Here is a 19440-nt window from a genome sequence, read left to right as displayed (position 1 = left end):
CAAAATCGGCCATAGCCGACACGCCCTCGATCATTCGGACAAGAATCATCTTTAACAATCAGAGATAACAGCAAAAAGCACCTGTGCGGAAGCATTCGAGCCAATTCACAGGGAATGTCGGCGAAGTGCTTGTCCGAGCCCGAAAAAAGCCGTCAAATACTGCCACTCGAAAGGCAGAAGGAGTTCACCCTATGATGGAAACGATCATCGCCGACAACGGCAGCCGGTTCGTCGTCGCCGCTGCAGCGGTCGCGATTGGACTTTTGTGCCTCGTGGCTGTGCTCTGGATCATGCGCAACCGTCCTTCCTCGCCATTCATCCGTGGCGGCAAGAACCGCCAGCCGCGCCTGGCCGTGCTCGATGCTGCCGCTGTGGACACCCGGCGCCGTCTCGTGCTCGTGCGCCGCGACGATGTCGAGCACCTGATCATGATTGGCGGGCCGACGGATATCGTCATCGAAAGCCGGATCGTCGCCGGCGGCGACGAGCGCCCGGCCGTCAGCGAACGCTCAGCTGTCATCGAACGCAAGGTGGCCGAACCGGTGGCTGAAAGCCGTCCGGCAGTCAGGGAACCCGTTCAGCAGCCCGCGCCGACGATGCAGGCCGAACCCGTCGTCGCGACGCCGGTTCGCCCCATCACCCGGACAGAGGAACAGCCGGTCGCTCGCGTCGAGCCGGTGGCACCCATGCGCGTTACGGCCGAACAGCGCCCGGTGGCAGCACCTGTCCTTGCTGCAGAGCAGCGCCCTCTCGCTCGCCCTGTCGCCCAGCCCGCACCCGAGAGCCCGTCTATCACCTCCGTCGCAGCACCCGCGGTCAACGTCGATGCAGCCATGAACCGCCCTGTGGCAATGGCGCAGGCTGTACAGCCGCAACCCATTCAGATGCAGCCGGCCCAGCAGCTTCAGCGCCCCGCAGCGATCATCCAGTCGCAGCCTCAGCTCCAACCGCAGCCGGCTCCTGCGACCGCCCTTTCTGATTTCGAGCGCCTTCTCGACGCGGAGATCACCGGCGACCTGCAGCGCCTGGGTCCGGCAACATCGGTCACTCCGGAAAACCGTGCGCCGGCCCATTCTGGCCGTCAGGAGCCGACGCTTGGCGCGCCTGTCGCCGACGGCGGTCATAAGGAGCCGACAATCGAAGAAGAGATGAACCGCATGCTGGCCGACATTTCCGCCGGGCGGAAGCCCTGATTGCCGCATTGGCCTGGCGGCGACGTCAGGCATCGCGACGGCAGCGAGATACTTGTCTGAGCCCAGGCATCGAAGCGAAGAGCCGCTTCGATGTTTCGGAAGAAATTCGGGACAACGGAAAAAAGCGCGGTTTGACCCGCGCCTTTTTTTTCAGACTGTTACGAAAGCCCGAAAGCTTATTCGTCCCGGTAGACCTTTTCCCGCCGCTCGTGGCGCTCCTGCGCCTCGATCGAGAGGGTCGCGATCGGACGGGCGTCCAGTCGCTTCAGGCCGATCGGCTCGCCTGTTTCTTCGCAGTAGCCGTAGGTACCTTCGTCGAGACGCTGCAACGCCGCATCGATCTTGGAGATCAGCTTGCGCTGGCGGTCCCTGGCTCTGAGCTCGATTGCCCGATCAGTTTCGGAAGAAGCCCTGTCTGCGAGATCCGGATGATTGGCGCTCTCCTCTGCCAAGTGATCCAGTGTCTCGCGTGCCTCGCGAAGGATGTCGTTTTTCCAAGCGTTCAACTTGGCCCGGAAGTACGCCCGGTGGTTGGCATTCATGAATTCATCGTCCTCGGAAAGGACGAAGGTACTAAGATCGATCTTCTCACTCAACGCGATTCTCCTGAAGAACATCTCATTGCGGCGGTGTATAGACCTATGGAAGCTGTGATTCAAGCCTCGCAACAGACACTCAACCGTATTTTAATGTTGCTAGCGTTTCAGGCTAACTGACGAATATTTCATCAAAATTACACATCGGATCTTGATTTCCAACTTGCGCCCACCGAAGCCGCCGCCTCTGCTCGCTGAAAAGTGACAATGACGTGTTTGCGCCATTTTACCGTCCATTCACGACCGCGGCAAAGCGCAGCACCGGCAGTCCCCGAAAAAATCACGGCGGCCAGCTTGATCTTTATGGTGCGTGCGGGGAAAGGTGACGGTCTGCCGGCCGACATGAAAGCCGAGAAAATTCTGCCCTGTCGCTGCAACCGGCAGGCAACGCCGGAACCGATCGATGCAAGACAGCGCCCCCAAGGCTCTCCGCCTCTACCTCCTGCGGCACGCCCGTTCCGGCTGGGCCCTGCCGGGCCAGCGCGATTTCGATCGGTCGCTGGACGAGGTCGGCTACATCGATGCGGAGCGGCTTGCCCAGACGGCCGCAGACCAGGGCATCCGCCCCGACCGCATCCTCTGTTCGACGGCGGTGCGCTGCCGCGAAACGGCCGAGCCGTTCTTCCGCACGGTCAGCGAAGAGCTGGATATCCGCTACATCGATGCGCTCTACTCCGGTCCGACGAGCATCTATCTCGACCTCATCGATGCGCACCGGCATGTAAACGCGCTGATGCTCGTCGGCCACAATCCGATGATCGAACAATTGCTCTGCAGCCTGGTGGGCGACGAGGCCGCCCGCGAAGCGCTTCCCGATGGATATCCGCCGGCTGGCCTGGCCATTCTGGATCTGCCGTCTGACGCTGCCTCCGCCCGCCTGATATCGCTGCTGTTGCCGACGCCATGAAGGCGCACCGTAAGAAGAATTGACACGTGCGCGTTGCGGCGCCGCAATTAGTGCCTATATCGCGGAGGCAGCCCGCAGCCGATCGTCGTTCGGCGGGCCTGACGATGCGAACGACCCCGGGAAACACGCCGCAAGAAAGACCAAGACTTGGCGCCTAACCTGACCAGCTTCAAAGACGACGCGCTGATCGCGCTCGACAACCTCACCGACCGCGCCTCCGGCCTCGTCAATCCCTCGATCCGGCTCGGCGTTACCGGCCTGTCCCGTTCGGGAAAGACCGTCTTCATCTCGTCCCTGGTGCACAATCTGCTGAACGGCGGGCGCCTGCCGGTGTTCGAGGCGGTGCGTTCGGGCCGGGTCTCGAAGGTCAGGCTCGAGCCGCAGCCCGACGATGCCGTGCCGCGTTTCCAGTATGAGGATCATATCGCAGCCCTGGTGCGCGATCGCATCTGGCCAGACTCCACGCGCGCCATCTCGCAGCTGCGCATAACCCTTGAATATGAGAGCGCCAGCGGCTGGAACCGGCTGTTCTCGCCGGGCCGGCTGTCGCTCGACATCGTCGACTATCCCGGCGAATGGCTGCTCGACCTGCCCCTGCTCGCGCAGGACTTCCGCGAGTTCAGCAACAATTCGGTGGCGCGCGCCCGTGCACCTGGCCGTGCGAAGTTGTCGGCCGAATGGCTGACGCTTGCGTCGTCGGCTGGCTCGACGGCGACCGCCGACGAAAGCAGCGCCCGCCGGCTCGCCGAGAGCTTCACCGGCTATCTCAGGGCCTGCAAGGCGGACGAACGCTCGCCCTCAACCCTGCCGCCTGGACGTTTCCTGATGCCGGGCGATCTCGAAGGTTCGCCGGCGCTCACCTTCTCGCCGCTTCCGGACCTAGCCGAGGGCCGCGCACCAAAGGGTTCGCTCTGGGCCATGATGGAGCGGCGCTACGAAGCCTATAAGAAACATGTCGTCAGCCCGTTCTTTCGCGAGCATTTCGCGCGCCTGGACCGGCAGATCGTGCTCGTCGATGCCCTGCAGGCGATCAACAACGGCCCGGAGGCGCTGCTCGATCTCGAGCAGGCGTTGGCCGACGTGCTTGCCTGCTTCCGTCCGGGGACCAACAGCTGGCTTTCGTCCTTGCTGACGCGACGGATCGACAAGGTGCTGATCGCAGCAACCAAGGCGGATCACCTGCATCACGAAAGCCACGACCGGCTGGAGCGCATCGCCGCGCGCCTCGTCGATCGCGCCGCCGAAAGCATCGGATTGAGCGGCGCCGGCCTCGAGGTCATGGCGCTCGCATCGGTCCGGGCCACCCGCGAAGCGACCGTCAACCACGACGGCCATGCGCTGCCGGTCATCGTCGGCACCCCGATTGCCGGCGAGAAGATCAACGGCGAAATCTTCGATGGAGAAAGGAAAACAGCGATATTTCCCGGTGACTTGCCGGAAGATCCTGAAGTTCTTTTCAAGACGTTGGAGACCCGGTCCGGCGCGACGACCTATATCGAAAGCGCTCATCCGCTGCCGGAACTCAGCTTTGTTCGCTTCCGCCCGCCACATCTTGAGGAAACCGGCGGCGGCTTGAAACTGTCGGTGCCGCATATCCGCCTCGACCGGGCCATGCAATTCCTGTTCGGAGACCGGCTCGCATGAGTGACGACAGCAACGGTCGCAGCCGCCGTCCCGGCGCCTTTTCAGTTGGCGAAGACAAGCCCGCCGAGGCCGGTCCGCAGCTGCGCGCGCGACGCGCGCCCGCAAGTTTCGACGACAATGTGGTGCTGACACCCGATGCGGAAGACCCGTTCCGCGAGACCACGCTTGCGGTTGAGGCCCTCGCCTTGCCAGAAGCAAGTCCTCGCAAGCGCCGCCTGTCAGTTGGCAAGATCGCGACCGGCGCCCTCGGCATCATCCTGTCACTGGCTGCCGGCCTCTGGGTCGACCGCCTGCTTCGCGATCTCTTCGCGCGTGCCGATTGGCTCGGCTACGCCGCGCTTGCTGTCGTCGCGATCGGTCTGCTGGCGCTGCTGATCGTCGTCGGCCGCGAATTTTCGGGGCTAATGCAGCTCACGGCGATCCAGAAGCTGAAAGCGGAAACGGAAGCGGCGGCCGCTTTGGCCAGTGCGAAACCCGCGCGCGCGGCGCAGGCAAAGCTCGTCCATCTGCTGGCCAGCAATCCGCGGACGGCGCGCGGGCGCACACGGCTGAAGGAAAGCGAAGGCGAGATCATCGACGGTCCGCACGTGATCGAACTCACCGAGCGCGAGCTGCTCAGCCCACTCGACCGCGAGGCGCGGCGCCTCATTCTCGCGGCTTCCAAGCGCGTGTCGATCGTCACGGCGGTCAGCCCGCGGGCGCTCGTCGACCTCGGCTACGTCCTCTACGAATCCGCCCGTCTGATCCGCGCCATGGCCGAACTTTACGGCGGTCGCCCCGGCACGCTCGGCCTCTTGCGGCTGATGCGCGACGTGATCGCTCATCTGGCCGTCACCGGCTCGATTGCCGCCGGCGACAGCCTGATCCAGCAGGTGCTCGGCCACGGGCTGGCTTCGAAGCTCTCGGCGCGCCTGGGCGAAGGCGTGATCAACGGCCTGATGACCGCACGCATCGGCATCGCCGCGATGGACCTTTGCCGCCCGATGCCGTTTCGCGCGCTGAAGCGTCCCGGAATCGGTGATTTTCTCGCCGACCTCAGCCCCGGCGCCGGACGCGTGATTGGCGAAAGCGGCGAGAAATAGCGCGGTCGCGAAACTAGATCCCCGCATACCAGTCGTAGCCGAGATCCTCCCAATAGCCGCCGCGCCCTCGACCGAAGGGCGCGAGATTGGCAACGACTTCGATCGCCTTGATGTATTTCGCCATCTTGTAACCCAGCTGGCGTTCGACCCGGACGCGCAGTGGAGCACCGTTGGCGACCGGCAAAGCCGCGCCGTTCAGGCCATAAGCGAGGATCGTTTGCGGGTGATGCGCATCGAGCATATCGATCGATTCGTAATAGGCGACCGAGCCGCCAAGGCCGAGCGGCATGCTGTCGAAGCAATGAAAGACCACGTAACGCGCCTCGGGCTTCACCCGGGCTTCATCGAGGACGCGAGTAAGGGCAACGCCGCTCCACTTGGCGATGCAGCTCCAGCCCTCGACACAGTCGTGTCGGGTGATCTGGGTGCGCGACGGCATGTTTCGCAGCTCTGCAAGCGTCAGGTGAAGCGGTCGCTCGACCAGGCCGGAAACACGAAGCCGGTATCCGGCAAAGGCGTCCTGCTTCAGCGCGAGATAGGTCGCATCACCCGGGTCGGTGGAGCCGTTCGGTCGTTGCCCCTGCCGGATCTCGCTCTCGGCAAATTCCGGCGCCAGCCGATCAGCCGGCACCAGCAGCCGCTGTGCTCGGTAAGTAAGGCTGTTGGCGGATGCGAGAAAGTCGCGCACGCGACTGCCGTTGCCAACGAGGCCATCAAGCGCGTCGCACCCGGCGAGCGGCAACGACGAGGCCGTCGCCCCCGCCGCCGCCAGGAAGCGCCGGCGACTGAGGAGGAACGCGCTCATGTCCTTCCTCCCCGGTCCACCGAACGCCTGATGCGATAACGCCCAGTAATCATCGACCGCATCTCGTTGATTGGACCAGCGGCAAAAACCATGGCGATGTGCACAGTGAAGAAGCCGACGAGCAGCAGCATCACGACGAAATGGATCGTGCGGGCCGTCTGCCTGCCGCCAAAAAGTTGAACCAGCCAGGGCCAGCCGGCGTCCATGCCCGGCGACATCGTCAGCCCTGTCGCGATCATGAGAGGAAAAAAGACCAGGAGAACAATGCCGTAGGAGAGTTTCTGCAAGCTGTTGTAACGCCCGTCATGTTCGAAGCGCAACCGCAGATGCGCGATGAAGGTCGCGGGCAAGGCGCGGATGTCGGCCAAAGCGGGAAGAATGTCCCGCCGCAGGTGACCGTTGATCGCGCTTGCGACCAGCCAGATGGAATAGACGACGGCAAACATCCAGGCGAAGAAGAAGTGCACCACGCGGCCGGTGGCGAGGTCCTGGTAGGACGGCACGGTCAACCAGGCCGGAAAAGCCCGATAGGCCCGCTCCTGTTCCGGCCCGCTGACGCCCAGGACACCGGTGGTGTCAACGCTCAGCCCCAAGACTGTCGTCAGGCCGCGAACCTCGCCGCTTCGTTCACGCACAGGCCCAATCGACAGGATGCTGTTGTCGAAGGCAAAACCCGACTGCTGCCCGACATAGAGTGCCGGGTGCGCGTTGAAGATCTGTAGGCCGCTGAGAAACAGAAAGAACAGCGCGCCGGCCCATCCCCAATGGGTAAGCCGGGTTGTCAGCCGGTGCCGCGATATCACCAGGCTCTGCTGTGCGTTTGACGCGGTCGATTCGGAATCATGTCCTGCTGCTACCATGGGAAATCTCCCGTTTCCCATGGTTATACGTAGCGCGATTGGGGCAAGTTTCGTGTCCCCGCACAATGCTCGCCGAAATCCGCCAACCCACTGTATTTCCTAAGCCAAAAATGCTGTGGTCAATCCGCTTTTCGGCCACAAAGAAGCCGCGCCGCGCACCGCGCAGAAACCGTCCGTTAACCATTTGCGCGCAAATGTGGCTTTCAGTTTCGGACGTTGACCCATCAAGGATCGTTTATGTTCTCGCGCCCTTCTTTGATCGCTCGCGGCGCTGCCGCCTTCGCGCTTGCAGCCACCGTCGGCCTTGCGACACCGGCTTTTTCCGGCGCCAAGGACAAGGTCTTTTTCGAGAAGGTCGCGGGCCAGTGGAAGGGCCCGGGCGAGATCGTCGCGGGCAAGTACAAGGGCACCAAGTTCACCTGCGATCTCTCGGGCGAACCGGTTGCGGGCGATGACACCGGCATCAAGCTCGACGGCTTCTGCCGTGTCGGCGTGTTCAAGCAGCCGATGTCGGCGCTGATCACACAGAAGGGCAACACCTATACCGGCAAGTTTCTCGACGGCGCTGAGGGCAAGGGCCTGGATATCATTTCCGGCAACGTCGCCAAGGACAAGGTCGTCGTCGGCATCAATCGCAAGAAGCTGAATGGCGCCATGATCGCCCGTCTGCAGGACGACCAGACGATGAACATCACCATTTCGGTCAAGGTCGAAGAAACGATGGTGCCGGTTATCGGCGTCAGCCTCAACCGCCAGATCGACGCGATCGCTGTCGGCTCGATCAAGTAACGTTCAACACCCGATTAAACGACAAAGCCCCGGCATCGACCGGGGCTTTGTCGTTTGTGGATTATGTTGCGGTCCTGTTCAGGCGCCTGCGCGCCACCAGCTCATGTCACCATCCGCAACCTCGATGCCTGCGACGTCAGCCTGCTGCAGCCAGTCGCCGACCGGACGGCCGCCGACAGCCATGTCGGCGGCGAAATCGGCAAGCGGCATCAGTACGAAACCGCGCTCGGTCATCCTCGGATGCGGCAACTCCAGTCGCCCGCCCGCTTGCGCCATGCCCTCGAAGGTCAGCACATCGATGTCGAGCGTGCGCGGCCCCCAGCGCTCGTCGCGAACCCTCTTCATCGACCGTTCGATATCAAGGCAGGCGTCGAGCAGGGCTTCGGGCTCGAGCGTCGTGTCGACCTTGGCGCAGGCATTGTAGAACCAGGCCTGGTCCGTCTTGCCCCAGGGCGGCGTGCGATAAAGGCGCGAGACGGCCTTGACCACGCAGTCGTCGCGGGCATCGAGCAGGCGAAGCGCTTCGGCCATCGCCTTGCGGGGATCGCCGAGATTGCCGCCAAGCCCGAGTGTCGCTGCCCGCCAACTCACCTCAGACGACATGCTCGACCGTCACTTCGACATAATCGAGCACACCCGGAACCGGCGCATTCGGCTTACGGATCGACACCTTGGCGCGCTTGATCTGCGGGAAGCGCACGCAGAGCGTCTTGGCCACTTCCAGCGCCAGCGCCTCGATCAGATAGCGGCGGCGGCCGGTGACGATGCGCTCGATCTCCTGGAAGGCGATGCCGTAATGCACGGTGTCTTCGATCGAGTCGTCGACCAGCGCCGTTCCCTGTTCGACTTCGAGCTCGGCATCGACGAAGAAGCGCTGACCGAGAAGCTCCTCCTCATCGAAGACGCCGTGGCGCGCGAAGAAGGCGCAGTTCTTGAGGGTGATGATATAGGTCGCGCTCATGCTTCTCAGTCCCATCGGCTTTCTTGGATCGCCATGATTGCGCGGTCGAGCCGCTCAGCAGTCATGCGCGTGATTGGTCGTCACAGGTTCAGGCGGAATGCGGACGAGATAATCTCACCTCGCTCTGGCGTGCAGCATAGCATCCGCCATCGCCAGTGCATCCTTGCTGTTTGCGACATCGTGTACGCGGAAAATTGAGGCGCCGGCAACGCGCAAAAGAGCCGTTGTCGCGGCCGTCGCCATGTCGCGATCGGCCGCCTCTCGGCCGCTGACCGCGCCGACGAAGCGCTTGCGCGACGTTCCGACCAGGAATGGCAGCTCGAAACGGTGCAACTCTGCGAAGCGCGCCATCAATTCCAGGTTCTCATCCGTGTCCTTGGCGAAGCCGAAGCCCGGATCGAGAATGATGCGATCCCGCTCCACGCCGGCAGCAGCCGCGATCTCGAGCGACCGGTCGAGAAAATGAAACTGATCGGCGATCACGTCTGCGAGTTTTTCACGGCCCCGGCCCGTATGCATGACGCAGATGCCAGCGCCGCTCTTGGCGGCGACAGCGGCAATGTCGGGTTCGCGCTGAAGGCCGTGCACATCGTTGACGATATGCGCGCCGGCGTCGACCGCAAGCTGGGCGGTCGAGGCTCTGTAAGTGTCGACGGAAATCAGCGCATCGGTATCACGGGCAAGCGCTGCGATGACAGGCAGGATCCGCGCCTGTTCTTCCTCGGCGCTGACGGGCGCCGCATCGGGGCGTGTGGATTCACCGCCGATATCGAGGATCAAGGCGCCCTCCTCCAGGCAGCGCATCCCTTGCGCCACCGCGGCAACGGCATCGATAAAACGGCCGCCATCGGAAAAAGAATCCGGGGTAACATTGACGATCGCCATCAAAACGCCACGCGGCCCCAGTTCGAGGCTGCGTCCATGCGCCAGCTTCCAGCTAAATTTCTGAAATGGATTGTAAGTCATTTTCCCTCACCATCCGCATACGGCCGGGAGCCATCGTTTTGCTGTTGCGCCAGCGCTGGCTATGCCCCAAGCTTGATCGAAGTTCAACCGAAGAGAACCACGCATTGATGTCCCGAGTACGCGTCCCGTTCAAAGTCGCCCTTCTTGCTCTCCTGGTTGCCGCCCCGCTTGGCACGGCCTCGGGCGAAACCGTGGTGAACAAGAGCTTCTCCTATTTTTCGATCGGCGGCCGGACTGCGGAAGAACTGGACAAGGCACTCTCGGCCAGCGGCCCGATGATGAAATCGACCGGCGCACGGCATCCGGGCGCGACCCGCATCAAGTTCGGCGGCTCGATCACCTATGTCAGCCGCAACGGACGCTGCGCCGTCGGCGCGGCCCGCGTCACGCTCAACACGCGCATCATTCTGCCCAAATGGAAGTATCGCCGCCAGGCCGGACGTGACCTCGCCCTCGTGTGGGACACGCTGTCGAGCGACATCAAACGCCACGAGGAGCGCCACGCGGAAATCGCCCGCAATCACGCGCGGCGGATGGAGAAGATGTTCCTGGCGCTGAAGCCGCAGGACACGTGCGAAGAGATGCAGGAAAGCGTTGCCCGCGTCAGCGCAACCGCGATAGAGGCGCATGACAAGGATCAGGCTCGCTTCGACCGCACCGAAGCCGCCAACTTCGACAAGCGCATGATCCGTCTTCTGCAATACAGGCTGGAGACGCTGAAGAAAGCGCAACAGTAGATAGCAAAGCCGGAACCCCGAAGAAGAGCCTGACTATAGTCACGGCTCGGGCCATTTCAGCGGCAATACCCACAGTATTTTATTGGTGAAATATAACGATGGCTGCCGGCCGGCGACTCATCTATATTCAAACCAATGAGAGAGGGGCCGGGACAAAGACTAGCCCCACAAATTGAATAGGTTATGCGCGACGCGATTGCGGCGCGAAAAGCTTAGATGTTGCCTTTACTTTGAATTGCGCAACGTTGTTCACTTGAAAAGAAAAAGAAGAAATCGAACAGCGGAGCCGGAACGGGTTCTCCTGGCGTGTCTTGGTGCAGCAGATGTTCCCTCCCTCATCTGTATGCGATGCGCCCTCCTCGCCTCGCTTGTCCAACGACCGGCGAGGCGCTTTTTTTGTGCGGAGGTCTGAAGGAAGGGGCGTGGGACGCAGGCGTTAGGCCTGGCGCTCCGGCACGTGCACGACGAGACCGTCGAGCGCATCGCTCATCTTGATCTGACAGGAAAGCCGCGACGTCGGGCGGACGTCGTAGGCAAAGTCCAGCATGTCTTCTTCCATGGCTTCCGGAGCGCCGACGGTCTGAGCCCAGGCATCGTCGACATAGACATGACAGGTCGCACAGGCGCAGGCTCCGCCGCATTCCGCTTCGATGCCGGGAACCGAATTGCGAACGGCGTTTTCCATGACCGTCGAGCCGTTCTCGACATCAAGTTCGTGGCGCGCGCCATCAAAGGCAACGATCGTAAGTTTTGTCATGTCTCTTTCCGGAATGAACTGGTGGATTGGCCGGGCGCAAGGCCTGTTGAGAAAAGAACCCCGCGGGCGCAAATTCAGGGAAAGTTCTTCCAACAAATCGGCCGGCCAGTCAACAACGGCCGTCATTCTGTGCGTCGCCGCAGATCGTGCCGGTAGCAATGGCTGCCGGCACGGCGCCCTCTATGCGAGGCGCGGGCATCGTGCGGCAGACAGGGGTCGGTTAGGCCCCCTGCCTGCTCGGAGCCGCTAGCGGCAGAGCTTCAGAATGAAGAGCTCGGCTTCGAGCACGGCCGATGCGAGCTGGTCGCAGAGCGAGGCTTCGGCCGGATTGTGTTCGATCGCGCCGGCAACGCTTGCAACGTCGACGGCACCAACCGCAAGGGCTGCGCCCTTTAGCCGGTGGGCTGCCTGGGCACGGGGCGTGCCCTCGCCTTCGGCGATTTCCTTCAAGACCTGGCGCGCCTGGCGCGCAAAGAGTTGCAGCACTTCGATTTCGAGCGCCTTGTCACCCATCGTCTGGACGGCGAGGTGAGCAAAGTCGATCGGCTTTTTGCCTGACGCAGAAGAGTTTCCCGGACTATCCGGGGCTTCAAAGGCAATCCTGAGGGCCGCCATGAGCCAATTTCCCTATTGTTTGTTTGATGTTGGCCTGTTTCCGGCATCGCTTCATCGGGAGCGGTGCCACCGCCCGCACTGTTCAGACTTCCATCTTCGGCGGGCTCCGGCACCTATTGGCTCAAATCCGGGCGCAATATAGGCAGTATTTTGGGAAAATGGTTAACGTCCGTTAAACTCTCTGATTTCCTTATCTTTTCCGGCTTTTAGACCTGCATCGCATTAAGATTTCATTAGGATTTTAATCAACCCCAAGCGCTCTTAATTGTAAGAACCCAGCTAATGTGTCACTACGATACGCTTAGGAACGGACCCGCGTACGAAAATGGCAACCGTTCCGGTGGATAAGCTCGACGCGTGGTCCCATTCGGCCACAAATGCGACTATCCGTCGAGGCAATGCAGTGGGTGATCAGTAGGGTATTGCGTAGATCCGATGCGCGTATCTTGCCGTCACCGCCCATGAGGAAGAGACCCTGCCCGCTAACGGGCCAGAGGCGCTTTCCGTTCTGGGCAAAAGGTAATGAGGCGTATCCCTATGGCGACGAAAAAGAGCAATGAGTCGATCGACGAAAAGGCGTTCCAGGCTCTGGAAGCTGCCCTGAAGATTGATTTCGACGAGCTTGCATCGAGCCCGAATGACAAGACTTCCTTGGATGATCCGGAGGAAAATGTGTCTCAGCCCACCAATCAGGCGGCGACGCCCGATCAGAATAAGAAAGCACGGCCTCAGCCGGAACAGTCCCGCGGGGCACGTGCTGCAGAAGCGGCCAAGACGCTCGCTCCGGAACCTGCGCCCAAGTCCCCGTCCCTTTCCGCCGCCAACGACGATGGTCGCCGTTCGCCGGCTGCGATGCTGCGTGCGCTCGACGTGCGCTCCAATCGCGCCGCGATCCGCGTTGCTGCGCTGGTGTCCGTCATCTGGGCGGTTGCCGGCCTCGGTGTCGCCAACCTTCTTTACGGGCCGCAGATCTGGCAGATCCGTTCGCTGAGCGACCTTGCCGCCACCCCTGGCGCCGTCGGCGTCGCGATCGGCATCGTTCTGCCGATCATGCTCTTCTTCTCCTTTGCCATCATGATCGCCCGCGCGCAGGAACTGCGCAACGCCGCGCGCTCGATGGCGGAAGTCGCCCTGCGCCTTGCCGAGCCGGAAACGGCTGCTGCCGATCGCGTCATGACGGTCGGCCAGGCCGTCCGTCGCGAAGTCTCGGCGATGAACGAAGGCATCGAACGCACGATTGCCCGCGCCACCGAACTCGAAACGCTGGTTCATTCCGAGGTCAACGCGCTCGAACGCAGCTACAGCGAAAACGAACTGCGCGTGCGCACCCTGGTGCAGGAACTCGGGCTTGAGCGCGAAGCCATCATCGGCCATTCGGAGCGTATCCGTTCGGCCATCTCCGGTGCGCATGGCAAGCTGAAGGACGACCTGGAACAGGCAAGCGAAGACATTGCTTCGCGCATTGCAATTTCGGGCGAAGCCTTTGCCTCGCTGATCGACACCCGCGCGGCTGCCCTCAGCGAGAAGTCGGACGGCGCCTTGCAGTCGATCGGCAGCATGCTGACGACCCGCACCGATGCGCTGCTTTCGGGCCTGACCGCTGCCGGCCTTGGTCTCAGCACTGAATTTGACACCCGGCTTGACCAGCTCAGCGACACGCTGACGAAGCGCGGCGAAGACCTGCTCAGCCAGTTCGAAACGCGCGCCTCCTCGCTTGACGCCAGCACCGAGAAGCTGAATGCGGCGCTCAACGAACGCGCCCGCCAGCTCAACGAAACACTGATCGCCCGCACCCGCGACCTCAACGAAAGCCTGAGCGTCGGCCAGCACGCCATCACCGGTGGTCTCGACCACGTGCTCGCCTCGCTCAACGCCACGCTCGACGAAAAGGGCGCGAGCTTCCGCCAGAGCCTGCGCTCCAGCGCCGACGACGCGATCATGGACCTCGACCTTCGCGGCGGCTTCTTTGAAGAGAAGCTGCAGACGACCGTCGGCCAGCTGGCAACCGCCTTCGACGAGCGGTTCCACGAGTTTGCCTCCGCCTTCGACAAGCGTGCGAGCCTGCTCGACACCAAGCTCATGGAAAGCCTGCACCGCATCAACGAGACCGTCTCCGGCGGTTCGGAAGCGATCGGCGGCGCGCTCGACAGCAGCATCGAGAAGATCGGCTCGGCGCTTTCCGACCAGTCGCTGACGCTTGCGACCACGCTCGGCGCGACCCAGGACTTCATCGAAGAGACGATCGCGAGCCGTACCACGGAACTCGGCAACATGATCGGCGATGCGCACACCCGCATCGACAGCGTGCTCTCCGAAAAGACCAGCGGCCTCATGGGTGCCCTCACCCAGGCACAGGACCGCATCGAAAACGGCTTCGGCCAGCGTGCGGACGCACTTTCGAGCGCACTGACGACGAGCGAACAGCGCCTGACCGAAGGTCTCGACAGCCGTACCGCTGCCTTCGTCGACGGCCTGCAGGCCGCGCACGCCCGCATCGAGCAGACCCTGCACGGCTCGACCGACGAGATCACCAGCGCGATCGCTGCCAGCCAGCACCGCCTCGATAACACCCTGTCGGAACGCACGCTCGCGCTTTCGACGATCCTCTCCATGGGCGCGGACTCGATCGACACCGCCGTCAGCGGCACGGCCGACCGGCTGGAGCGCGTCCTTTCCGAACGCGGCGAAGCGATCTCCGACGCGCTCACCAACCAGACGACGGCGCTTGACGGCGTACTCGCCGAGCGCGCCGCCGCCATCACCTCGACGATGTCGTCGCGTGCCAACGAGATGGCCAATACGCTGAGCCGTCACGCCGAAGACGTGGCCGACAGCCTGACCTTCCGGGCAACCGCCGTCGCCGAAACCATGACCGATCGCGTCGGTGATATCGAGCAGAAGCTCTCCGAGAGCGTCAACACGATCGCCGAAAACCTGGGCGGCCGCGTCAGCCTGATCTCCGATACGCTCACCCAGACGAGTGCCCGCATCGCCGAGGATCTGAGCGGCCGTGTCAGCAAGATCTCCGATACGCTGACCGAGACCAGCGCGCACATCGCCGATGCGCTGACCGCGCGCACCACCGAAGCGACCGCGTCGCTTGCCGGCAAGGCAGCGGAAATCGAGGAGACGCTGAGCGGCCGCGCCGAGCACTTGCGCGATACGCTCTCGTCCACGCACGAACAGATCCGCGTCACGCTCGACGACCGCATCAATGCCATCAACCTTGCCGTCGGCCAGGGCCGCGAGCAGCTCGAAGGCATGCTTGCCGATCAGTCGACCGCGATCGCCACGACGCTCGCCACCAGCGCCGGCATGCTGGAAATGTCGCTCGAAGAGCGCCAGTCGGCACTCGCCGGCGCAATCGACCGCAGCGGCGAAGTGCTCGACAGCCGTATGCGCTCGACCACGGGCCATATTGCCGAGCGCCTGGCCGAAACCGCCAACCAGATCAGCCTGGCGGCCGACAGCCTCACCAACCGCGTTGACCTGTCGATCAACGGCCTCAACGATCGCCTTGACGATACCGGCATGCGCGTTGAAACCAGCCTCGGCGCACTCGAAGAGCGCATGCGCGAGAGCGCCGGCAACATCAGCTCGATCGTCGACGAAACCGGCATGCATCTCGAGACCCGCGTTGGCGTCCTCGAAGACCGTATTCGTGGCACCGTCGGCAATGTCGGCGCCGTGGTCGACGACACCGGCGCACGGATCGAGAGCAATCTCGGTGCCCTCGAAAACCGCATTCGCGGCAGCGTCACCAATGTCGGCTCCGTCGTTGATGATGCGGCGGCCCGTGTCGAAGGTGGACTCAGCGCGCTCGAAGACCGTATCCGTGGCAGCGTCAGCGGCGTCAACGCGATCGTCGGCGAGACCGGTGCACTGATCGAAAACAGTCTCGGCGCCCTTCAGGACCGCATCCGCGGCAGCGTCAACGACGTCAACACCCTGGTCGACGATACCGGCCTGCGCCTGGAAGTCAGCCTCAGCTCGCTGGAAGATCGGGTCCGCGACAGCGTCGGCAGCGTCAACCAGATCGTCGACGGCGCCGGACAGCGCATCGCCGACAGCCTTGGTGACCGCGCTGGCGACATCGACCGCATGAGCGAAGTTGCGGCAACCCGGATCACCGGCGCCATCGAGTCCGGTGCGGAACGCATCGCCGAACGCCTCGGCACCATGGATCGTGCCCTCAACATCGGCCTTGATAACGTCAACCGCACGATCGAGGGCAAGGCGGCCGTTCTGGTCACCAGCCTGCGCGGCGCCGTTCACGAGGCGACGCAGGATATCGACGCTGAAGCCAATCGCCTGGAAGGCAAGACGTCCGACATCGTCGCCAATCTGCGCAGCGCAGTCGGCGGCGTGGCTGAGGACTTCGATGCCGAAGCCGTGCGCCTGGAAGACAAGGCAGCCGGTCTCGCAAACACGCTCCGCAGCGCCGTTGGCGATGTCGCGCAGGAACTCGACGCAGAAACGCTGCGCATGGAAGACAAGGCTGCCGGCCTCGTCAACACGCTTCGTAGCGCGGTTGGCGACGTCGCCCAGGAACTCGACGCAGAGGCACTGCGCATGGAAGACAAGGCCGCCGGCCTTGTGAACAGCCTGCGCGGCGCCATCAGCGGTGCAGCTCAGGAAATCGACGCGGAAGCTGTCCGCTCGGCCGGGCTGCTGTCGAAGGCAGGCGACGATTTCGCCTCCGCACTTGCCGCTCGCCAGGCAGACTTCGCCAACACGATCGACCAGACGGCAGCCGCCACCGCCGCGCGCCACGCCGAGCTTGCCAACTCGATCGAGCAGAAGGCGGCAGCGACCGCTGCACGTCATGCCGAGCTTGCCCGCTCGATCGCCGACGCGGCCGACACCGCAAGCGCACGGCTGGCCGCAACGCACAGCCAGATCGCCAACCACGCCGACAACATCCACCAGGGCCTCAGCAATACGGAGAAGGCGCTGGAAGCCCGTGGCGAAGCAATCCGCACCACGCTCGACGAGCGCACCCGCGAACTCAACTCGATGCTCGCCGGCCGCTCGATGGAGCTGTCGCGCCTGATCGACGAGCAGGCACGCCCTGTCATCGACCAGTATGCCGCCACCGGCCGCGAGGCAGCCGAGCGCATCGCTGCCGTGACACAGGAAAGCGCCGACCGCCTGCGTGCGGAAAACGCCGCCCTCGTCAACGCCATCGCCGAGCGCACGGGCGAGACGCTGAACGCGATCTCCTACCGCGCCGAAGAGACGGCAAAGGCGATGAAGATGGTCGAAAACCGTCTGCAGTCGACCGCCCTTGGCCTGATCGACCAGCTCGCCAACAACAATGCGGCCATTGCCACGGTCATCGACCAGGCGAGCAGCAACCTCGGCGAAATGGACCAGCGTCTGGAATCGACGATCGCCCGCGTGTCGGAATCGACCCGTCAGGCCTCCGACATGCTGTCGACCTCCACCCGCCTCATCGAAGGCAAGGTCGACAAGCTCTCCGATATCTCCGCCTCGACCCTGTCGCAGATCGGCGGCATTGTCGGCCGGTTCGAAGACCACTCGCGCGTTCTCGGCCAGGCCTCCGACCTGCTCGGCGCGGCCCAGTCGAACCTCGTCAGCACGCTCGAGGAACGCCAGGATGCGCTTCGCACCCTGTCGGTCGGCCTCGTCCAGCGCTCGGAAGAGATCGAACGCACGATGCGTGCGCTCGAAGGCTTCGTCGACGGCGCCTTCCAGCGGGCCGAAGAACGCTCGGGCCACGTTGCCGGCAACCTGCGCAGCGGTATCCAGCAGTCCTTCGCCGATGTCGGTCGCCTGCTGACGAACGCCGAACAGCGCGCGGCGGAAGCTGCTGAATCGATGCGCAACACGCTCGCCCAGGCCGGTGACGAAGCCGGCGCCTCGGTCGAGCAGGTCTTCAGCCGTGCCGAAGAGCGTTCGCGCCAGATCGCCAACACGCTTCGCTCGGGCGTCGAGACCTCCTTTGCCGACGTCAACAAGACGCTCTCCTCCGTCGAAGGCCGTGCGCTCGGCGCATCGGAAGCCCTTCGCCAGGCGATCGCCAAGGTCGGTGAAGATGCCGGTGCCTCGATCGAGGGTGCCTTTGCCAATGCCGAGGAGCGCTCCAAGGAAGTCGCCTCGCGTCTGCGCGGCAGCGTTGCGGCCTCGGTGTCCGACATCGAGCGCATGCTTGCCGAAAGCGGCAAGAAGTCCGATGGCGTCGCAGACCAGCTGCGTGACGCCGTTCGCGTCGCAATCGACGAGGCGATCGGCCGCTTCAGCGGCGCGACTGACGAAATCCGTCGCTCGGCTGGCGAGATCCGCAAGGAACTCGACATGACCCGCGAAGAGCTGAAGCGCGGCGCCTTCGACCTGCCGGAAGAAGCCAAGGAAAATGCGGCCGTCATGCGTCGTGCCGTCGGCGAGCAGATCAAGGCGCTGCAGGAATTGTCCGACATCATCGGCAAGTCCTCGACGCAGCTCGAAGTGGCCCAGCCGCTGCGCCAGCAGCCGGCCGCCGCTCCGGTCGCCCGTCCGGTGCAGCAGCAGGCAGCCCCGCAGCCGCAACCGGTCGCACAGCCGCAGCCCCAGCCAGTGGCACAGCAGCCGGTGGCACAGCAGCCTGTAGCGCAGCAGCCCGTCATCGAGCAGCCGCGCCGTCAGGAACCGGCGCCGGCGCTGCGCGGCAGCCTCGGTATCGAGCAGCCCGCCGTTCGCCAGCCGGCGCCGACGCAGGCTGTGAGCAACGAGGTCGCCGAAGGTGGTGGCTGGATGCGTGACCTGCTCCGTGCGGCGTCGCGCGAAGAGGCACCCTCGCCCGCGCCGCAGCGTCCGGCCGAGGCTCAGCCGACGGCACGGGCCGGCGACAGCCGCAACCCGCGCCACGTGGTTGAATCGCTGAACTCGCTTTCGGTCGATATCGCCCGCGCCATCGATCATGATGCGTCGGTCGATCTGTGGCGCCGCTACCAGCGCGGCGAGCGCGACGTCTTTACGCGTCGCCTCTACACGCTGAAGGGCCAGCAGACCTTCGACGAGATCAAGCGCAAGTACGACCGCGAGCCGGAATTCCGCACCGCTGTCGACCGCTACATCGCAGATTTCGAAAAGCTGCTCGCCGATGTCGCCCGCAACGACCCGGACAAGCGCATCACCCAGACCTACCTGACGTCGGATACCGGCAAGGTCTATACGATGCTCGCCCACGCCGCCGGTCGCTTCAGCTAAGCGAGCCCGGATAGAAACAATCAAAACGGCCCCGTCTTGCGACGGGGCCGTTTTCGTTTGCAGGGATATCAGAGAAGAAAAGCGACGGATCACTTCCGCTAAGATACTGGCGATCCCTTATGATGCAGAGCGCTCCTTAAGGCGCTCCCGGCACGCGTACGACCGGACTCTGCCCCTTGTCGCAAGTTCGAGCCACTACCCGCTAATCACGGCTGCGCGAAGGGGATTTGGGTTCGTAGGCGGGTGTCGTGAACAACGGGCTGTCGACATGCTTTAGCCGCGCCTGGCGACGCGTGCTGACTGGACCGGCTCAACGCAG

The 19440-nt window shown here is 63.5% G+C and carries 15 protein-coding genes; 7 read left to right on the top strand and 8 right to left on the bottom strand.

The window, feature by feature from the left end; genetic code table 11:
* Positions 1–191: 191 nt before the first annotated feature.
* On the top strand, positions 192–1193 hold the full coding sequence (locus tag ASE71_RS23305; RefSeq protein ID WP_060520726.1) for a flagellar biosynthetic protein FliO: 1002 nt from the start codon (positions 192–194) through the stop codon (positions 1191–1193).
* A gap of 176 nt (positions 1194–1369) precedes the next feature.
* Here ASE71_RS23305 and dksA read toward each other — a convergent pair whose 3' ends face one another.
* Positions 1370–1789, bottom strand: coding sequence for an RNA polymerase-binding protein DksA (dksA, locus tag ASE71_RS23300; protein ID WP_034794589.1), 420 nt, complete (start codon positions 1787–1789; stop codon positions 1370–1372).
* Between the two features lie 403 nt (positions 1790–2192).
* Here dksA and ASE71_RS23295 point away from each other — a divergent pair, with 403 nt between their 5' ends.
* From ASE71_RS23295 to ASE71_RS23285, 3 genes are all read left to right on the top strand, one after another.
* Positions 2193–2696, top strand: coding sequence for a SixA phosphatase family protein (locus tag ASE71_RS23295; protein WP_060520725.1), 504 nt, complete (start codon positions 2193–2195; stop codon positions 2694–2696).
* Between the two features lie 147 nt (positions 2697–2843).
* Positions 2844–4340: a YcjX family protein gene (locus ASE71_RS23290; protein ID WP_060520724.1), complete on the top strand. Its 1497-nt coding sequence runs from the start codon at positions 2844–2846 to the stop codon at positions 4338–4340.
* Positions 4337–5422 carry a YcjF family protein gene (locus tag ASE71_RS23285; RefSeq protein ID WP_060520723.1) on the top strand — a complete coding sequence of 362 codons (1086 nt, stop codon included), beginning with the start codon at positions 4337–4339 and terminating at the stop codon, positions 5420–5422. The genes ASE71_RS23290 and ASE71_RS23285 overlap by 4 nt, the downstream gene beginning before the upstream one ends.
* A 13-nt stretch (positions 5423–5435) precedes the next feature.
* Here the strand turns inward: ASE71_RS23285 and ASE71_RS23280 are convergent, their stop codons facing one another.
* Positions 5436–6227: a molybdopterin-binding protein gene (locus tag ASE71_RS23280; RefSeq protein ID WP_060520722.1), complete on the bottom strand. Its 792-nt coding sequence runs from the start codon at positions 6225–6227 to the stop codon at positions 5436–5438.
* Positions 6224–7087 (bottom strand): cytochrome b/b6 domain-containing protein, encoded by an 864-nt coding sequence (locus tag ASE71_RS23275; protein WP_060520721.1) that lies wholly within the window; start codon positions 7085–7087, stop codon positions 6224–6226. Before ASE71_RS23275 ends, ASE71_RS23280 begins: the two co-directional genes overlap by 4 nt.
* Positions 7088–7324: 237 nt before the next feature.
* Here ASE71_RS23275 and ASE71_RS23270 point away from each other — a divergent pair, with 237 nt between their 5' ends.
* Positions 7325–7876 (top strand): hypothetical protein, encoded by a 552-nt coding sequence (locus ASE71_RS23270; RefSeq protein ID WP_034794604.1) that lies wholly within the window; start codon positions 7325–7327, stop codon positions 7874–7876.
* Between the two features lie 78 nt (positions 7877–7954).
* On the opposite strand, the gene folK is transcribed toward ASE71_RS23270, so the two are convergent.
* From folK to folP, 3 genes are all read right to left on the bottom strand, one after another.
* Complete coding sequence (gene folK, locus ASE71_RS23265; RefSeq protein ID WP_060520720.1) at positions 7955–8479, bottom strand: 2-amino-4-hydroxy-6-hydroxymethyldihydropteridine diphosphokinase; 525 nt, start codon at positions 8477–8479, stop codon at positions 7955–7957.
* Entirely contained in the window at positions 8469–8837 is a 369-nt protein-coding gene (folB, locus tag ASE71_RS23260; protein WP_034794609.1) for a dihydroneopterin aldolase, read from the bottom strand. The genes folK and folB overlap by 11 nt, the downstream gene beginning before the upstream one ends.
* Before the next feature lie 114 nt (positions 8838–8951).
* Positions 8952–9803 (bottom strand): dihydropteroate synthase, encoded by an 852-nt coding sequence (folP, locus tag ASE71_RS23255; RefSeq protein ID WP_060520719.1) that lies wholly within the window; start codon positions 9801–9803, stop codon positions 8952–8954.
* Between the two features lie 107 nt (positions 9804–9910).
* On the opposite strand from folP, the gene ASE71_RS23250 reads away from it, so the two are divergent.
* Entirely contained in the window at positions 9911–10540 is a 630-nt protein-coding gene (locus tag ASE71_RS23250) for a DUF922 domain-containing Zn-dependent protease (RefSeq protein WP_060520718.1), read from the top strand.
* Between the two features lie 436 nt (positions 10541–10976).
* Here ASE71_RS23250 and ASE71_RS23245 read toward each other — a convergent pair whose 3' ends face one another.
* Both ASE71_RS23245 and ASE71_RS23240 read right to left on the bottom strand, forming a co-directional pair.
* A complete protein-coding gene (locus ASE71_RS23245) occupies positions 10977–11297 on the bottom strand; it encodes a 2Fe-2S iron-sulfur cluster-binding protein (protein WP_034794619.1) in 321 nt (106 codons plus the stop codon).
* Between the two features lie 246 nt (positions 11298–11543).
* Positions 11544–11912 (bottom strand): Hpt domain-containing protein, encoded by a 369-nt coding sequence (locus ASE71_RS23240; RefSeq protein WP_034794621.1) that lies wholly within the window; start codon positions 11910–11912, stop codon positions 11544–11546.
* A 537-nt stretch (positions 11913–12449) separates the two neighbouring features.
* On the opposite strand from ASE71_RS23240, the gene ASE71_RS23235 reads away from it, so the two are divergent.
* On the top strand, positions 12450–19121 hold the full coding sequence (locus ASE71_RS23235) for a kinesin (RefSeq protein WP_060520717.1): 6672 nt from the start codon (positions 12450–12452) through the stop codon (positions 19119–19121).
* The last annotated feature ends 319 nt before the right edge of the window (positions 19122–19440 follow it).

The organism is Ensifer sp. Root954 (genome assembly GCF_001429005.1).
In the GTDB taxonomy this organism is placed as follows: domain Bacteria; phylum Pseudomonadota; class Alphaproteobacteria; order Rhizobiales; family Rhizobiaceae; genus Ensifer; species Ensifer adhaerens.
This window is presented reverse-complemented; position numbering and strand designations above follow the sequence as displayed.

Coding starts and splice junctions, on each gene's coding strand:
- ASE71_RS23305 (WP_060520726.1), top strand. CDS start 192: ATGATGGAAACGATCATCGCCGACAACGGCAGCCGGTTCGTCGTCGCC.
- ASE71_RS23295 (WP_060520725.1), top strand. CDS start 2,193: ATGCAAGACAGCGCCCCCAAGGCTCTCCGCCTCTACCTCCTGCGGCAC.
- ASE71_RS23285 (WP_060520723.1), top strand. CDS start 4,337: ATGAGTGACGACAGCAACGGTCGCAGCCGCCGTCCCGGCGCCTTTTCA.
- ASE71_RS23280 (WP_060520722.1), bottom strand. CDS start 6,227: ATGAGCGCGTTCCTCCTCAGTCGCCGGCGCTTCCTGGCGGCGGCGGGG.
- ASE71_RS23275 (WP_060520721.1), bottom strand. CDS start 7,087: ATGGTAGCAGCAGGACATGATTCCGAATCGACCGCGTCAAACGCACAG.
- ASE71_RS23270 (WP_034794604.1), top strand. CDS start 7,325: ATGTTCTCGCGCCCTTCTTTGATCGCTCGCGGCGCTGCCGCCTTCGCG.
- folK (WP_060520720.1), bottom strand. CDS start 8,479: ATGTCGTCTGAGGTGAGTTGGCGGGCAGCGACACTCGGGCTTGGCGGC.
- folB (WP_034794609.1), bottom strand. CDS start 8,837: ATGAGCGCGACCTATATCATCACCCTCAAGAACTGCGCCTTCTTCGCG.
- folP (WP_060520719.1), bottom strand. CDS start 9,803: ATGACTTACAATCCATTTCAGAAATTTAGCTGGAAGCTGGCGCATGGA.
- ASE71_RS23250 (WP_060520718.1), top strand. CDS start 9,911: ATGTCCCGAGTACGCGTCCCGTTCAAAGTCGCCCTTCTTGCTCTCCTG.
- ASE71_RS23245 (WP_034794619.1), bottom strand. CDS start 11,297: ATGACAAAACTTACGATCGTTGCCTTTGATGGCGCGCGCCACGAACTT.
- ASE71_RS23240 (WP_034794621.1), bottom strand. CDS start 11,912: ATGGCGGCCCTCAGGATTGCCTTTGAAGCCCCGGATAGTCCGGGAAAC.
- ASE71_RS23235 (WP_060520717.1), top strand. CDS start 12,450: ATGGCGACGAAAAAGAGCAATGAGTCGATCGACGAAAAGGCGTTCCAG.